General features: G+C 60.7%; 17 protein-coding genes. 12 read left to right on the forward strand and 5 right to left on the reverse strand.

Going from position 1 to position 15,438, the window contains the following annotated elements; translation table 11 throughout:
* Positions 1 to 88: 88 nt before the first annotated feature.
* Entirely contained in the window at positions 89 to 745 is a 657-nt protein-coding gene (locus JFU11_RS21485; protein ID WP_123720564.1) for a 50S ribosomal protein L11 methyltransferase, read from the reverse strand.
* Positions 742 to 1,206: a YbaY family lipoprotein gene (locus JFU11_RS21490; protein WP_201062042.1), complete on the reverse strand. Its 465-nt coding sequence runs from the start codon at positions 1,204 to 1,206 to the stop codon at positions 742 to 744. The genes JFU11_RS21485 and JFU11_RS21490 overlap by 4 nt, the downstream gene beginning before the upstream one ends.
* A 117-nt stretch (positions 1,207 to 1,323) precedes the next feature.
* On the opposite strand from JFU11_RS21490, the gene nrdR reads away from it, so the two are divergent.
* The 9 genes from nrdR to JFU11_RS21535 all read left to right on the forward strand — a co-directional run bounded on the left by nrdR (position 1,324) and on the right by JFU11_RS21535 (position 8,058).
* The gene (nrdR, locus tag JFU11_RS21495; protein ID WP_007906838.1) at positions 1,324 to 1,788 is read left to right on the forward strand and encodes a transcriptional regulator NrdR; all 465 of its coding nucleotides are present in this window, start codon (positions 1,324 to 1,326) and stop codon (positions 1,786 to 1,788) included.
* Positions 1,785 to 2,918: a bifunctional diaminohydroxyphosphoribosylaminopyrimidine deaminase/5-amino-6-(5-phosphoribosylamino)uracil reductase RibD gene (gene ribD / locus JFU11_RS21500; RefSeq protein ID WP_201062043.1), complete on the forward strand. Its 1,134-nt coding sequence runs from the start codon at positions 1,785 to 1,787 to the stop codon at positions 2,916 to 2,918. The genes nrdR and ribD overlap by 4 nt, the downstream gene beginning before the upstream one ends.
* A gap of 47 nt (positions 2,919 to 2,965) precedes the next feature.
* Complete coding sequence (locus JFU11_RS21505; RefSeq protein WP_123720561.1) at positions 2,966 to 3,643, forward strand: riboflavin synthase; 678 nt, start codon at positions 2,966 to 2,968, stop codon at positions 3,641 to 3,643.
* Positions 3,644 to 3,659: 16 nt separating this feature from the next.
* Positions 3,660 to 4,751 (forward strand): bifunctional 3,4-dihydroxy-2-butanone-4-phosphate synthase/GTP cyclohydrolase II, encoded by a 1,092-nt coding sequence (ribBA, locus tag JFU11_RS21510; RefSeq protein WP_007906834.1) that lies wholly within the window; start codon positions 3,660 to 3,662, stop codon positions 4,749 to 4,751.
* Positions 4,752 to 4,842: 91 nt separating this feature from the next.
* Positions 4,843 to 5,319, forward strand: a complete 477-nt coding sequence (ribE, locus tag JFU11_RS21515) for a 6,7-dimethyl-8-ribityllumazine synthase (protein ID WP_003228649.1) — start codon at positions 4,843 to 4,845, stop codon at positions 5,317 to 5,319.
* On the forward strand, positions 5,316 to 5,816 hold the full coding sequence (gene nusB / locus JFU11_RS21520; RefSeq protein WP_038981348.1) for a transcription antitermination factor NusB: 501 nt from the start codon (positions 5,316 to 5,318) through the stop codon (positions 5,814 to 5,816). Before ribE ends, nusB begins: the two co-directional genes overlap by 4 nt.
* A gap of 18 nt (positions 5,817 to 5,834) precedes the next feature.
* The gene (gene thiL, locus JFU11_RS21525; RefSeq protein WP_123720560.1) at positions 5,835 to 6,800 is read left to right on the forward strand and encodes a thiamine-phosphate kinase; all 966 of its coding nucleotides are present in this window, start codon (positions 5,835 to 5,837) and stop codon (positions 6,798 to 6,800) included.
* Positions 6,797 to 7,300 (forward strand): phosphatidylglycerophosphatase A, encoded by a 504-nt coding sequence (locus tag JFU11_RS21530; RefSeq protein ID WP_008073949.1) that lies wholly within the window; start codon positions 6,797 to 6,799, stop codon positions 7,298 to 7,300. Before thiL ends, JFU11_RS21530 begins: the two co-directional genes overlap by 4 nt.
* Before the next feature lie 23 nt (positions 7,301 to 7,323).
* Positions 7,324 to 8,058 carry a transporter substrate-binding domain-containing protein gene (locus JFU11_RS21535; protein ID WP_201062044.1) on the forward strand — a complete coding sequence of 245 codons (735 nt, stop codon included), beginning with the start codon at positions 7,324 to 7,326 and terminating at the stop codon, positions 8,056 to 8,058.
* A 118-nt stretch (positions 8,059 to 8,176) separates the two neighbouring features.
* Here the strand turns inward: JFU11_RS21535 and JFU11_RS21540 are convergent, their stop codons facing one another.
* Positions 8,177 to 9,106 (reverse strand): transposase, encoded by a 930-nt coding sequence (locus tag JFU11_RS21540; protein WP_123719003.1) that lies wholly within the window; start codon positions 9,104 to 9,106, stop codon positions 8,177 to 8,179.
* A 429-nt stretch (positions 9,107 to 9,535) separates the two neighbouring features.
* Between JFU11_RS21540 and ribA the strand changes: the two genes are divergently transcribed.
* The 3 genes from ribA to JFU11_RS21555 are packed head-to-tail and all read left to right on the forward strand — an operon-like array spanning position 9,536 to position 11,369.
* Entirely contained in the window at positions 9,536 to 10,153 is a 618-nt protein-coding gene (gene ribA, locus JFU11_RS21545) for a GTP cyclohydrolase II (protein ID WP_007906827.1), read from the forward strand.
* Entirely contained in the window at positions 10,150 to 10,569 is a 420-nt protein-coding gene (locus JFU11_RS21550) for a hypothetical protein (RefSeq protein ID WP_052967081.1), read from the forward strand. Before ribA ends, JFU11_RS21550 begins: the two co-directional genes overlap by 4 nt.
* On the forward strand, positions 10,569 to 11,369 hold the full coding sequence (locus JFU11_RS21555) for a cobalamin-binding protein (RefSeq protein WP_201062045.1): 801 nt from the start codon (positions 10,569 to 10,571) through the stop codon (positions 11,367 to 11,369). The genes JFU11_RS21550 and JFU11_RS21555 overlap by 1 nt, the downstream gene beginning before the upstream one ends.
* A gap of 108 nt (positions 11,370 to 11,477) precedes the next feature.
* Here JFU11_RS21555 and JFU11_RS21560 read toward each other — a convergent pair whose 3' ends face one another.
* Both JFU11_RS21560 and dxs read right to left on the reverse strand, forming a co-directional pair.
* Complete coding sequence (locus JFU11_RS21560; protein ID WP_201062046.1) at positions 11,478 to 13,361, reverse strand: TonB-dependent receptor; 1,884 nt, start codon at positions 13,359 to 13,361, stop codon at positions 11,478 to 11,480.
* Between the two features lie 169 nt (positions 13,362 to 13,530).
* On the reverse strand, positions 13,531 to 15,429 hold the full coding sequence (gene dxs / locus JFU11_RS21565) for a 1-deoxy-D-xylulose-5-phosphate synthase (RefSeq protein WP_201062047.1): 1,899 nt from the start codon (positions 15,427 to 15,429) through the stop codon (positions 13,531 to 13,533).
* Between the last annotated feature and the right edge of the window lie 9 nt (positions 15,430 to 15,438).

A 15,438-nucleotide genomic window follows, 5' to 3' on the forward strand; every position in this document is an offset into this window, starting at 1 on the left:
TGGTGGGGGGTGGCTGAAAGCGGGGTGGCCATTGAGTGATGTGTTGCCTGACGGGACGCCTTCGCGGGCTTGCCCGCGAAGCTTTTAGCTAACCACGCCGCGCGTGATAAAGACTCACATACCGAAACTCTTCAGGTTCGGCCAGATCCGGCAAGGTCATCGCTTCCAGCATTTCAAGGCGCTGATACAACGGATGGCGAAAATCCCTCACGCGCGAATCCGCCACCAACGCTTCCCGGCCACGGCTGAGAAACTCGTCGAGCAACGGCAGGTTTGCCCGGTCGTACAACACATCGGCCACCAGAATCAGATCAAACCGATCGGCCTCGGCGAAAAAGTCTGTCGAGTAGCTGAGTTGCACGCCATTGAGTTCGGCATTCGCTCGACACGCGGCAATCGCCAGCGGGTCCAGGTCACAGGCCACCACTTCCAGTGCCCCGGCTTTCACCGCCGCAATCCCGGCTATCCCAGAGCCGGCGCCGAAATCCAGCACCCGTTTACCTTCGACCCATTGCGGGTGCTCGGCGAGATAGCGAGCCACGGCCAGCCCACTGGCCCAGCAGAAACTCCAGTACGGCGGCTCGTGGAGAATCCGCCGGGTTTCTTCCGGGCTGAAGGCACGGTCCATGTTATCGCCGTCGATCAGCCAGAGTTTCAGTTCGGTGCCCGGTAACTCACAGGCTACAAGCTGTGCGTCGCCGAGCAGTTCACCTAACGCCTGTTGCAGGTCGAGCGGTGCAATCATGGTGCTTTGACGAATTGCAGCTGACCCAATACCTGGGTGGTTGGCTGTGTGATCATTTGCGCCGGCAGATGCAGAATCAACTGTCCGGACTGGCTGGCGCGGCCGCGAAGCTCGACGCGGGCACCGGTTGGAAAGGTTTCAGGGTTGAAGCGCAGGCGAAACGGCAACGCCTGATTGGTGCCGATCAGGTTGGAACTGGCGAGCAATAGTTGCGGACGATCCTTTTCGTCGACCACCAGCAACGCCAGTTCGACTTCGGCACCGGCCGGCACGCCCTGCAGGGTGCCGCTCAATTCACGTTGATAAGCCGGCAGGGGGCCGAGCTCGGCCGACGCCTTGGCTTTCTTCTGCGCCTGTTGCGGTGCAGGGCCGGGCGTTGGCGGCTGGGGCTTGGGCGCATCGCTGCCACAGGCCACCAACAGGCTGAAAAGACTGAGCAAAATGAGGGGTCGTAAAGACATTGGCGGCTCCAGCAAGCGAAATCCATATACAGCCAGTCTGTATACCGCAAACCCTATGGCTTGTCTTGCCACGGGGATGCGCTACCATGGCCCTCCCATTTTTTGTTGCCTGCCACCATGCACTGTCCCTTCTGCGGTGCCAACGACACCAAGGTCATCGACTCGCGTCTGGTCGCCGAGGGCGAACAGGTGCGCCGCCGGCGTGAATGCCTGGCCTGCGGCGAACGTTTCACGACGTTCGAAACCGCTGAACTGGTGTTGCCGCGCCTGATCAAAACCGACGGCAGTCGCCAGCCGTTCGACGAAGAAAAACTCCGTGCCGGCATGCAGCGGGCGCTGGAGAAGCGCCCGGTGAGTGTCGAGCGCCTCGAATCGTCGCTGGTGCACATCAAACACAAGCTGCGCGCCACCGGCGAGCGCGAGGTCAAATCCCTCGTGGTTGGCGAACTGGTGATGGCCGAGCTGAAGAAGCTTGATGAAGTCGCCTATATCCGCTTCGCTTCGGTGTACCGACGCTTCCAGGACCTCAACGAGTTCCGCGAAGAGATCGATCGCCTCGCCCGTGAGCCGGTGAAAGAATGACCACACCTCCCGAACAAGCCATCCTCGACGCGCATTACATGGCCCGGGCTCTGGAACTGGCGCGCAAAGGTCATTACACGACGCACCCCAACCCTCGTGTTGGCTGCGTGGTGGTGCGTGACGGGCAGATTGTCGGCGAAGGCTGGCATGTGCGCACCGGCGAACCGCACGCCGAAGTCCACGCCCTGCGCGCCGCTGGCGACAAGGCGCGGGGCGCCACGGCTTACGTGACCCTCGAACCTTGCAGCCACCACGGCCGCACGCCGCCTTGCGCCGATGCGCTGGTGAATGCCGGTGTGGCGCGTGTCGTTGCGGCGATGCAGGACCCGAACCCGGAAGTCGCCGGTCGTGGTCTGCAGCGCCTGGCCCAGGCCGGTATCGCCACTGAAAGCGGCGTGCTGGAAGGCGAGGCGCGCAAGCTCAATAAAGGCTTCCTAAAACGCATGGAACACGGCTTGCCGTTTGTGCGGGTCAAGTTGGCGATGAGCCTCGACGGTCGCACGGCGATGGAGAGCGGCGAGAGCCAGTGGATCACAGGTACAGCGGCGCGTTCGGCGGTACAGCGTTTGCGCGCCGAGGCCAGCGTGGTGCTGACCGGCGCCGACACGGTACTGGCGGACAATGCGCGCTTGACCGTACGTGCCGACGAGTTGGGTCTGGACGCTGAACAAACCGCGTTGGCCATGAGCCGTCCGCCGCTTCGCGTGCTGATCGACGGTCGCCTGCGGGTGCCGCTGAATGCACCGTTCTTCAAGGCGGGTCCGGCACTGGTCGCCACGTGTGTCGCGGTGGAAGAACAGTACGCCAACGGCCCGGAATGCCTGATCGTGCCGGGCGATGATGGCCAGGTCGATCTGCATCAGTTACTGGTCGAACTCGCCAACCGTGGCGTCAATGACGTGCTGGTTGAAGCCGGCCCGCGACTGGCTGGCGCGTTTGCCCAGCTCGGGTTGGTGGATGAGTTCCAGATCTTCATCGCCGGCAAGTTTCTCGGCTCCTCGGCCCGACCGTTACTGGACTGGCCACTGGCGCAGATGAAAGACGCCCCCGAGCTCAAAATCACTGAAATTCGTGCGGTTGGCGATGACTGGCGAGTCACTGCCATCCCTGCGCCATCGGCGAGCGTATAATTCCCGGCCATTGCTCTAGCGCTGGCCCTGTTCTCGAGGAGGACTCCATGTTTACCGGCATCATCGAATCCATCGGCAGTATTCGCGCATTGACCCCAAAAGGCGGAGATGTGCGGGTTTACGTAGAAACCGGCAAGCTCGACCTGAGCGACGTCAAGCTGGGCGACAGCATTGCCGTCAATGGCGTGTGCCTGACCGCGGTTGAATTGCCGGGCAATGGCTTTGCGGCAGACGTCAGTCGCGAAACCCTCGACTGCACCGCAATGAATGACCTCAAAAGCGGCAGCCCGGTCAACCTGGAAAAAGCCCTGACCCCGACCACCCGTCTCGGCGGGCATCTGGTCAGCGGTCACGTCGATGGCGTAGGCGAAGTGGTTGCCCGCACCGAAAATGCCCGCGCCGTGGAATTTCGCATCCGTGCCCCGAAAGACTTGGCCAAGTACATCGCCCATAAAGGCTCGATCACCGTCGACGGCACCAGCCTGACCGTGAACGCAGTCGATGGCGCCGAGTTCTTGCTGACCATCATTCCGCACACCCTGAGCGAAACCATCATGGCGTCGTACCAGCCAGGTCGCCGGGTGAATCTGGAAGTCGACTTGCTGGCACGTTATCTGGAACGCCTGTTGTTGGGCGATAAGGCCGCAGAGTCTGACTCTTCGCAAAGGCCGTCCAGTAACATCACCGAAAGCTTTCTGGCCGCCAACGGCTACCTCAAATCCTGACCCAAGGGGGTGCCTTGTGGCGCTCAATAGCATCGAAGAACTGGTTGAAGACATCCGCCAAGGCAAGATGGTCATCCTCATGGATGACGAAGACCGCGAGAACGAAGGCGACCTGATCATGGCCGCCGAGTGCTGCCAGCCTGAACACATCAACTTCATGGCCAAGCACGCCCGTGGCCTGATCTGCATGCCGATGAGCCGCGAGCGCTGCGAACTGCTCAAGCTGCCGTTGATGGCGCCACGCAACGGTTCCGGTTTCGGCACCAAGTTCACCGTGTCCATCGAAGCTGCCGAAGGCGTGACCACCGGTATCTCCGCGGCCGACCGTGCGCGCACCGTGCAAGCCGCTGCCGCCAAAGACGCCAAGGCTGAAGACATCGTCAGCCCCGGCCACATCTTCCCGCTGATGGCCCAGGCCGGCGGTACGCTGGCCCGCGCCGGTCACACCGAAGCTGCCTGCGACCTGGCGCGCATGGCCGGTTTCGAGCCGAGCGGTGTGATCTGCGAAGTGATGAACGACGACGGCACCATGTCCCGTCGCGCCGAACTCGAAGCGTTTGCCGCTGAACACAACATCAAGATCGGCACCATCGCCGACCTGATTCACTACCGGATGATCCACGAACGTACCGTTCAGCGGATTGCCGAGCAGCCGCTGGACAGCGAATTGGGCCAGTTCAACCTGGTGACCTATCGTGATTCGGTAGAAGGCGACGTGCACATGGCCCTGACCCTGGGCACCGTGTGCGCCGAAGAGCCGACGCTGGTCCGGGTGCACAACATGGACCCGCTGCGTGACCTGTTGATGGTCAAGCAACCGGGCCGCTGGAGCCTGCGCGCCGCCATGGCTGCGGTTGCCGAGGCTGGCAGCGGCGTGGTGCTGTTGCTCGGTCACCCGCTCGATGGCGACGTATTGCTGGCGCACATTCGCGAAACCGCGGATCACAGCGCAGTGAAAAAACCGACCACCTACAGCATCGTCGGTGCCGGTTCGCAGATCCTTCGGGACCTGGGCGTGCGTAAAATGCGCCTGATGAGTGCGCCGATGAAATTTAATGCGATATCCGGTTTCGATCTGGAAGTTGTAGAATACGTGCCCTCCGAATAATGACCGGCAATTTGCGGGCCTGTATTCGCGGTTAACACATCACTGAGGGACGCGTAGAAAACGCGTCCCGGCTCTTTAAGAGATCTAACGAATGACCCTGAAGACCATCGAAGGTACCTTCATCGCCCCTAAAGGCCGCTACGCTTTGGTAGTGGGCCGTTTCAACAGCTTCGTCGTTGAAAGCCTGGTCAGCGGTGCAGTTGATGCCCTGGTTCGCCATGGCGTGAGCGAAAGCGACATCACCATCATCCGTGCGCCTGGCGCCTTCGAAATCCCGCTGGTTGCGCAGAAAGTCGCTCAGAAGGGCGAGTTCGCGGCAATCATCGCCTTGGGCGCAGTCATTCGTGGCGGTACTCCGCACTTCGAATACGTGGCTGGCGAATGCACCAAGGGCCTGGCCCAGGTGTCCATGGAGTTCGGCGTACCGGTCGCTTTCGGCGTACTGACCGTTGATTCCATCGAACAAGCCATCGAACGTTCCGGCACCAAGGCCGGTAACAAAGGTGCTGAAGCTGCCCTGTCCGCCCTGGAAATGGTCAGCCTGCTGGCGCAGTTGGAGGCCAAGTGATTAGCGACGATAGCGATCGTTTCAACCCGCGCGATCCAAAGCCTGCGGATGCCGGCAAGCCATCGAAAAGCGTCAAGCGTCGCGAAGCACGTCAGCTCGCGACTCAGGCGCTGTACCAATGGCATATGGCCAAGCAATCGCTGAACGAGATCGAAGCGCAGTTCCGGGTCGATAACGATTTCAGCGATGTCGATGGCGCCTACTTCCGTGAAATCCTGCATGGGGTTCCGGCTCAGAAGGACCGGATCGACGCCGCACTGGCGCCATGCCTGGACATCACCATCGAAGAGCTGGACCCGGTTGAACTGGCGGTTCTGCGCCTGTCCACCTGGGAGCTGCTTGAGCGCGTTGATGTGCCGTACCGCGTTGTGATCAACGAAGGTATCGAACTGGCCAAGGTCTTCGGTTCCACCGACGGCCACAAGTTCGTCAACGGCGTGCTCGACAAGCTGGCCCCGCGTCTGCGTGAAGCTGAAGTGAAGGCGTTCAAGCGCTGATCGGCGCTTGAGTTTGCGATGGGCGAGTTTGAGCTGATCCGCAATTTCTTCGCCGCCGCGCCTTGTGCGCAAGGCGGCGAAGGCGTTGCCCTCGGGATCGGCGACGACTGCGCCTTGCTGGCTGTTCCCCCCGGGGAGCAGTTGGCGATTTCCACCGACACACTCGTGGCCGGTGTGCATTTCGCAGACCCCTGCGACCCGTTTCTGCTCGGTCAGCGCTCGCTGGCTGTGGCTGTCAGTGATCTGGCCGCCATGGGCGCCACTCCCATTGCCTTTACCCTTGCCCTGACCTTGCCGACGGTGACCACCGATTGGCTGGAAGCCTTCGCTCGTGGTTTGAACCTCATGGCGCAAAATTGCGGTGTGGCGCTGGTGGGTGGAGATACCACCCGCGGGCCGTTGAGCCTGACCATGACTGTGTTCGGTCGAGTGCCGGCCGGTTTGGCGTTGACCCGCAGCGGCGCACAGCCGGGCGATTTGCTCTGCGTGGGCGGTGAGCTGGGGAACGGTGCGGGCGCATTGCCGCTGGTGCTCGGTCAGCGAATGGCTGACCCGGCCATCGCTGATCCGTTGCGTGCCCATTACTGGTCGCCGCAACCGCAGCTGGGTCTGGGCATGGCGTTGCGCGGCAGAGCCACAGCGGCGCTGGACATCTCCGACGGCCTGCTCGCCGACTGCGGGCACATTGCCCTGGCGTCGAAAGTCGGGGTTCAGGTAGAGCGCAGTAAGCTGCCGTTGTCGAAGGCGCTGCTGGCCTTCCTCGGTCAGTCTGGCGCTGAGCAAGCCGCTCTGAGCGGCGGTGACGATTACGTGCTGGCCTTCACCTTGCCGCCCGCCGAGTTGCCATCGTTGCTGGCGGACGGCTGGCCGATCCATGTGCTTGGGCGGGTCGTAGCAGGGCAGGGCGTGACACTGCTGGATGCCGACGGACACGACATCACCCCGCCAATCCGGGGTTATCAACATTTTCGGGAGACACCGTGACAGATCATCCCAAACAGGTCCCGGCGGAGTTCGTACCGCCGTCGGTCTGGCGCAATCCTTGGCATTTCCTGGCGTTCGGCTTCGGCTCGGGCACCCTGCCAAAAGCGCCGGGCACCTGGGGTTCGTTAGTGGCGCTACCCTTCATTCCGTTGTGGCAGATGCTGCCCGACTGGGGCTACTGGCTGATGCTCGGCATCACCATGCTGTTCGGCTTCTGGCTGTGCGGCAAGGTCGCCGATGATTTGCGCGTGCACGACCACGAAGGCATCGTCTGGGACGAAATGGTCGGGATGTGGATCACCCTGTGGCTGGTGCCGGAAGGTTGGTATTGGTTGCTGGCGGGGTTCCTGATGTTCCGCTTCTTCGACATCCTCAAACCTTGGCCGATTCATTGGATCGACCGGCATGTGCACGGTGGTGTCGGGATCATGCTCGACGACGTGCTGGCAGGCGTATTTGCGTGGTTGGCGATGCAAGGGCTGGTGTGGTTTTTCGTCTGAGGCGTCAAGTGGGAAAACCGGGGATGGCGCGACGCGGGTTGCTGCTGATGGTTTTCGCGGTGTTTTGCTCGCTCGCCCGGGCGGAGGATGCACCGACGCCGTCCGTGATTCATCTGGCCAGCGAAGCCTGGGAAGACTATACCGCCGCCGATGGTCATGGCTTGGGCTGGGACGTGTTGCGCAAAGTGTTCGAGCCGGCGGGCGTCAAACTGGATATTCGAACCGAACCTTATACGCGCGCCATGGGCCTGGCACAGCGTGGCGAAGTGGACGCTTGTGTCGGTTCTTATCGGGAGGAGGCGAGCGATCTGCTTTATCCGCGCTGGAATTTCGATACCGATCACATCTACGCATTGGGCCTGGCCAGCAATCCGGCACCGACCCTGGATACCTTGGGCGACTACCGATTGGCGTGGGTGCGCGGCTACAAATATCAGGCTTATCTGCCCAATGTGCAGCGCTATAACGAAGTCGTGCGGCGTACCGGGATTCTGCCAATGCTGACCCACAACCGCGCTGATTACTACGTCGACGCGCTGACCGAAGTCGATTACGTCGTTAGCCGAGCCCAAGACCCATCGCAGTTTCGTCGCACGCATATTGCGGAATTACCGCTGTTTCTGTGCTTTGCCGATACACCTCGGGCCCGCACGTTGATGGCGCTGTTCGATCAGCGCATGGAAGTGCTGGTAAAAAACGGCCAGTTGAAACCGATCTTTGCAAAGTGGAAACAGCCGTACCCGTTTGGCACAGACTGAATACGGTCAATGTGGGAGCAACTGTCTTGATGACCTTTATTTTGAAGGCATATTGATAGACAGCTGAACTCCCACAGCTTTAGGCCATGCGATGCCCTACAGGAACACCGCGACCCGTTTAGGCCAAGGGTTCTTTCCACTCAGTTCGGTCTCGGATCATGGCGTTCAGCCGTATCAACAACACGCGCATACAGGCGATGAGCGCTACTTTTGCGCATTTGCCCTTATGACGCAGTGCGTCATACCGCGCTTTGAACTCAGGCTGTCGCTGAATCACCACCCAGCACGCCATGTACATCGCCCGACGCGCAGCAAACCTGCCACCGCCAATGTGGCGGGGGCCTTCATGTTTGCCGCTGTCGTCGTTGTAGGGGGCTATGCCTGCCAGCGCTGCGATCTCGTGCCGTCCAACCTCGCCCAGCTCAGGTAAATAGGCCATCAAGCTGGCTGCCGTCACGAGCCCTATACCCTTGACCGAACACAAACGGGCCGTTTTATCACTGTCCAGGTCTTTAGCAGTTTGACGGATCAACCTTTCTATCGACTTTATTGCTTGGCATAAATAGTCGATATGACTTCGCAGACAGGGTTTTACCGTGTCAGCAGAGGCTGTTTTGAGGCGCCGTAAATCGTCGCCATGTTGCTGAACAAAGTTTTCACGTTGCTGTACCAGCGCACGTAAATTGTCCTGTTCAGGGCTGGTGATTCGGTTGCTTGGCGACTTTATGACTTCGGCAAACTGCGCGAGCAGCCGCGCATCTATCGGGTCGGTTTTAGCGCGCTGCCCCATGGCCTTGGCAAAGTCTCTGGCTCGGCGAGGGTTGATCCGCAAGACTTCGAAGCCGGCAGCCTGAAGCGCTTTCATGACCTCTCGCTCATAGCCGCCGGTGGCTTCCAGCAATACGCGGCTGACCTGGTAGCGCTTTAACCAATCAATCAGCCCAAGGAAGTCACTGGCGGTATTGAGGTAACTGGCGCCAATGTCTTGCGGGTTAATCCAAATTTCAAGGGTATCTTTGGAAACATCGATGCCTGCGCAGGAAAACATAGCCGAACCCTCTTACACTCAAAGGTGAGAGCGCTCTGGCTGGGCACCACGCTTGTAATGTTCGAGGTCGGCTCGTTCAACTGTTCGGGCTCAATAACCAGAGCGGAGAGGTGAATGGCAGCATGGGCTCCCACACGTGCTTTAAGCACTCCGGGCATTCAGCTTGCCACTCACCGCTCTCACCCTCAGTCTAATTCCTGCCCAAGACACAAGCGGGCTTGCCCGCGAAAGCGGTATATCAGGCTACTCATATGTTGAATGTGAGTCCGCTTTCGCGAGCAAGCCCGCTCCCACAGGGTCGTTGGCTTGGTCTCTTGATCAAACATTTTGATCGTTATGCCCCATAATTCAGCCTAAGCGTCTGCAGGAACGTGCTGTTACAATGCCGCCTCTGCGAATCTTCAGTACTTATAGATCAGGAGCACACCGGTGCCTGTCGTTTTTGTCGCCGCTTCCAAGCTGCCAACGCCTTTTGCGCAATTCACCATGCATGGCTTTCTCGATGAAGAGAACGGGCGCGAGCACGTAGTACTGAGCCTGGGTGAGTTCGCCGACGGTGCTCCGGTACTCGGCCGGCTGCACTCCGAATGCCTGACCGGCGATGCCTTGTTCAGCCAGCGCTGCGACTGCGGTTCGCAACTCGAGGCAGCCTTGCAGGCAATCGCCCGTGAAGGCCGTGGCGTGTTGCTCTACTTGCGTCAGGAAGGTCGCGGCATTGGCCTGTTGAACAAGATCCGCGCCTATGAATTGCAGGACGGCGGTGCCGATACTGTTGAAGCCAACGAGCGTCTGGGTTTCGCCGCCGATCAGCGCGACTACGCCATGTGCCTGCCGATGCTGGAGCACCTGGGCGTGAAGTCCCTGCGTCTGATGACCAACAATCCACGCAAGGTCAAAGCCTTGACCGACATGGGCATCGTGGTTGCCGAGCGCGTGCCGCTGCACACCGGGCACAACCCGCACAACAAACTCTATCTGGCGACCAAGGCCAGCAAGCTCGACCATATGATGGGCAACGAACATCAGGGCGAGGTTGACCGGGCGTGACCCGCGGTCAGGTACGGCGGCGACTGTCCGTCAACTGGTGGCAATACCTGGCGCTGGCCTTGGTGCCACTGTTCGTGATCAATGGTGTATTCGGCCAAAGCGAGGCGATTCTGCCGGTGCTGGCCATGCCGTTGTTCATCGCCGGTGTGGCCTCGATGTTTGTCAGCCTGAAGTTCTTTGGCGGCTACAAGCACGCACTGATCGCCACCCAGAAAGCCCTCGATACCCCTGAAGAACCCGATGCCTGGATCGCCTTGGCCGCGAAACGCCGTGCCGCGTTTCTGGTCGCCGGCCTGCCCGCCTGGATCGGTGCGCTGGCGGTATTCGTCGGTCTTGAAGCTGTGCCACTGGTGCTGCTGGCGCTGTCGACTGCGGTGCTGTTCTACCTCTACCGTATCCCGCGTCAACTCGGCTGATGCGCAGCGTCTGGCTGGCGGTGTTGCTGCTGGCCGTCAGCGGTTCGGCGACTGCGGTCGAGCGGGTTGTCAGTCTGGCACCGTCGCTTTCTGAAATTGTCATTGAGCTGAACTCGGCTGACCTGCTGGTCGGTGTGCTGGATGCCGGCGAACGTCCCGCTGAACTCAAAGACATTCCTTCTGTTGGCAGCTACGGTCAGTTGGACATGGAACGACTGCTCAGCCTCAAACCCGATCTGTTGCTGCTCTGGCCGGGCAGTGTGGGGCCGGCTCAGCGTGAGCAGCTAAAGCGGCTGAACATTCCCACCTATGTCGCCGAACCTCACAACCTCGAACAACTTGCCGCCCAGATTGAAGTGATCGCTACGCAGCTCGGCAGAGCGGAGCGTGGCGTTTCATTGGCCGAAAATCTGCGTCAACGACTCGATTCCCTGCGCCAGCGCTATCGAAGGGATGAGCCGTTACGGGTGTTTTATCAAGTCTGGGACCGGCCGCTGTACACCGTGGGCGGTGGGCAGATCATCAGTGATGCGCTGGAGGTGTGCGGGGCGCGCAATGTGTTTGCCGACCTGACGCAGCCTGCTCCGCAGGTCAGTGTGGAGGCGGTGCTGCAGCGCAATCCTGAGGTGATTCTGGCCAGTGATCAGGCGCAGCTCGATGCGTGGAAGACCTGGCCTCAGGTGACGGCGGTGGCGCAGGGGCAATTGCTGCCGGTGACGGACAAAGGCCTGGAGCGGCCGAGTGGGCAGATGATCGAAGCGACTGCCAAGTTGTGCCAGTTGATCGCGCCCGACCATTAAGACCGAAGTGCATTCATCGCGGGCAAGCCCGCTCCCACAGGTTCAGTGTGATCCCTGTGGGAGCGGGCTTGCCCGCGATGAGGCCGGTTCAAACACCACAATCTCTGGTCAAAACCCCGGCGTCCAGGTCACCCCGAACATCCACGCCCGGCCTTCTTCGCGATACCCATACTGACTGCCGTCGTGGCTGTACAACGCCCGGCTGTAGCCCTTGTCCAGCAGGTTGTCGACCTTCAATTCCAGCTTGATCTCGCGATTCAGCGCCCAACTGCTACGCAACCCCAACAACGCATACCCGCCTAACGGCTGCTGGTTGTTCTCGTCGTCATAACTGCTGCTCACCGCTTGCCAACTGGCCCCGAGGCCGAGCCGGTTGAACTGCCGATCCAGATCCAGGCTCAAAGTCCGCCGTGCACGGCGGGCGAGGGTGTGACCGCTGTCGCGATCCCGTGGGTCGATGATCGCCACGCCGAGGTTGCTCTGCCAGCCGAACAGCTCTTGTTTCAAGGCCGCTTCAAAACCGTTGATGCGCGCCGAAGCGACGTTCGCCGGACGATTGTTGCTGCCGAAAATAATCGCGTCTTCCAGATCGGTGCGGTACAGCGAAGCTTCCAGGCGACTGGTTTCTGTCAGCTGACTGCGCCATTGCAGCTCATAACTTTTCGAGGTTTCGGGCTTCAGGTCCGGATTGCTGAAGTCCGGGTAGTACAGATCGTTGAAGGTCGGCGCGCGGAAGCCTTCACTGTAGGTCAACAGCAGATCGTTGTCCGGGTTCAGCGGCAGGGTGAGCGTGCCGCTCCAGCTGTTCTGGCTACCGAACTGCTGGTTCTGGTCGCGACGCAGGCCCAGTTCGGTAGAGAAGCTGTCCGCCTGATAGCGATGCTGGATAAACGCTGCGCGGTTCCAGCGGCTGTCTTCGTCGAACGCTGTGCTGCTGTTGATTCGGTCTTCGTACCAGTCGCCGCCGAGGATCAGGCTGTTGCGCTCATCCAGGGTCAGGTCGTTCTGCCAGTTCACCGAATCGCGGTAAGTGTTGAACACGCTGCGCTCGTCGCTGAGCTTGTCGAGCGTCTTCTCGCGGTTTTCGCTGTGTCCGAACTCGACGCGGGTTTTCCATTGGTCATTGATCCGCGCGTCGACATAACTGCTGACGCTGCTCACAGAGAACTCGCTGTAGGGCTGCTGCTGGAGCGATTCGAAGGTGTTCATGTCGAAGCGGCCGAACGGGTTGTCGAACGCGCTTTTGCCTTGGTTGTCCAGCAGGTTGGCGCCGACTTCGATGTCATCGGTGAGGGCGTGACTCAGGCTTAAGCTGACTGATTTATTGCGGTATTCATCGTGATCGCCATCACTGGGATAAGACTGGTGGGTGCGATTGATGCCTGCCGTTTCATCAAGGCTGGCACCGAGATTGAAGCGTGTCTGCGCGTTGCCGCCGGACAATCCGAGGCTGCGCTCCCAGGTCTGGTTGCTGCCAACCCCAACGTGCATGCGTGGTTGCAGGCCTTGTTCGTCGCCACGGCGGGTGAAGATCTGGATCACCCCGCCAATCGCATCGCTGCCGTAAATCACCGAGCGGGAGCCACGCAGCACTTCCACGCGCTCGACCTGTTCGATGTTGATGTGTTGCAGGTTGCTGTCGCCGGAGGTCGAGTTGCCGATGCGCTGGCCGTCGACCAGCACCAGGCTTTGCGCCGACTTGGTACCACGAATGTAGACCCCCGGCAGACTGCCGCGCCCACCGGTTTGCCCGACCTGCACGCCCGGTACGCGGCGCAGCAGGTCAGTGACACTGCTCGGTTGCAGACGATCGATGTCTTCGCGGGTGAACACCGTGTTGGCAGCGCTGCTGTCGTTGCGCGCTTCGACCTGACGGTTGGCGCTGATCAGTACGTCCGGCAGTTTCAGGGCCTGGTCGCGTTCGAAGGTGTCGGCCAAGAGTTGGCCGGCCGGCAGGAGGGTCAGCATCAGGGCAAAAGGGGAGAGTTTCATGAGCAGTCCGTTGACACACTTTAAAGCGAACACATTCTGAAGGTTGCATAAAACCAATGTGGGAGCGGGCTTGCCCGCGATGACGGTGTGTCAGTCAATGAATAAGTTGACTGTCATTCCGCTATCGCGGGCAAGCCCGCTCCCACAGGGTTTTGCGTATGCCTAATGTTTAGATATTCAGCAGTTGCAAGCGCTGACGCACTGCTTCTTCGATCCCAACCTCATCCAGCCCACACTCCGCCAGCATTTGCGCAGGCTTGGCGTGCTCGACGTAGATGTCCGGCAAGCCCAGATGCAGCACCGACTTGAGGATGTTTTCGCGGGCAAGGAACTCGCTGACCGCGCCACCGGCACCGCCCATGATTGCGTTCTCTTCGATGGTCACCAGCAGTTCGTGACTGCCAGCGATTTCGCGAACCAGTGCTTCGTCGAGCGGTTTGACGAAACGCATGTCGACCACGGTCGCATCCAGTTTCTCGGCGACTTTCAGTGCCTCGGCCAATTGCACGCCGAACACCAGCAGGGCGACTTTGCTGCCCTGACGGCGAACGACACCCTTGCCGATTTCAATCGGTTCGAGGTCTTTCGCGATCGGCGCATTCGGGCCGGTGCCGCGCGGATAACGCACCGCCGCCGGGCCGTTGTACAGGTGGCCGGTGCTGAGCATTTTGCGCAGTTCGTTTTCGTCGCTCGGGGTCATCACCAGCATGCCGGGGATGCAACGCAGGAACGACAGGTCGAAGCTACCCGCGTGCGTCGGGCCGTCTTCACCCACCAGGCCAGCGCGGTCGATGGCGAACAGAACGTCGAGGTTTTGCACTGCTACGTCATGAATCAGTTGGTCGTAAGCGCGTTGCAGGAACGTCGAATAGATCGCCACCACCGGTTTGGCGCCTTCGCAGGCCATACCGGCGGCGAGGGTCACGGCGTGTTGCTCGGCAATCGCCACGTCGAAATAACGCTCCGGGAAGCGCTCGCTGAAGGCCACCAGATCGGAGCCTTCCTTCATCGCCGGGGTAATCCCGACCAGACGCGGATCGACCGTGGCCATGTCGCACAGCCATTCACCGAACACACCGGAATACTTCGGCCCGCCGGCTTTCTTCGGCGCCGCGGCTGGAGCATCCACAGGTTCGAGTTTGGTGATGGCGTGGTAACCGATCGGGTCGACTTCCGCCGGAGCGAAGCCTTTGCCTTTCTTGGTGACCACGTGCAGGAATTGCGGGCCTTTCAGATCACGCATGTTGCGCAGGGTGGCGATCAGGGTCGGCAGGTCGTGGCCATCGATCGGGCCGATGTAGTTCCAGCCCAGCTCTTCGAACAGCGTGCCGGGGACCAGCATGCCTTTGGCATATTCTTCGGTACGACGGGCGATTTCCCAGGCGCCAGGCAGGCGCGACAGGACCTTTTTGCTGCCTTCGCGCATGCTCGCGTAAGTGCGGCTGGAAAGGATTTTCGCCAGATAGTTCGACAGCCCGCCGACGTTGCGCGAGATCGACATGTCGTTGTCGTTGAGGATCACCAGCATGTTGGCGTCCACTTCCGGCGCGTGGTTCAGCGCCTCGAAGGCCATGCCCGCGGTCAGTGCGCCGTCGCCGATCACTGCAATCGCCTTGCGATCACTGTGTTGCAGGCGGGCGGCAATCGCCATGCCCAGCGCTGCGCTGATCGACGTGCTGGAGTGGCCAACGCCAAAGGTGTCGTACTCACTCTCGGAACGACGCGGGAAGGCGGCAACGCCGTCCTTCTGGCGCAGGGTACCCATGCGCTCGCGACGGCCGGTGAGGATTTTGTGCGGGTAGGCCTGATGACCCACGTCCCACACCAACCGGTCATCCGGGGTGTCGAAGACGTAATGCAACGCGATAGTCAGCTCGATGACGCCGAGGCCGGCACCGAAATGCCCACCGGTCTGACCGACCGTGTAGAGCAATTCCAGGCGCAACTCATCAGCCAGGGTTTCCAGCTCGGCTTCGCCTAACCGGCGCAGGCCGTCCGGCGTGTTGGCACGGTCGAGCAGGGGCGTGGTCGGGCGCTTGCGGGGAATCTCATGAAACGTCGTGGGCATCAGGCGAAT

The sequence above is a fragment of the Pseudomonas sp. TH37 genome, from assembly GCF_016650735.1.
Classification (GTDB): Bacteria; Pseudomonadota; Gammaproteobacteria; order Pseudomonadales; family Pseudomonadaceae; genus Aquipseudomonas; species Aquipseudomonas farris.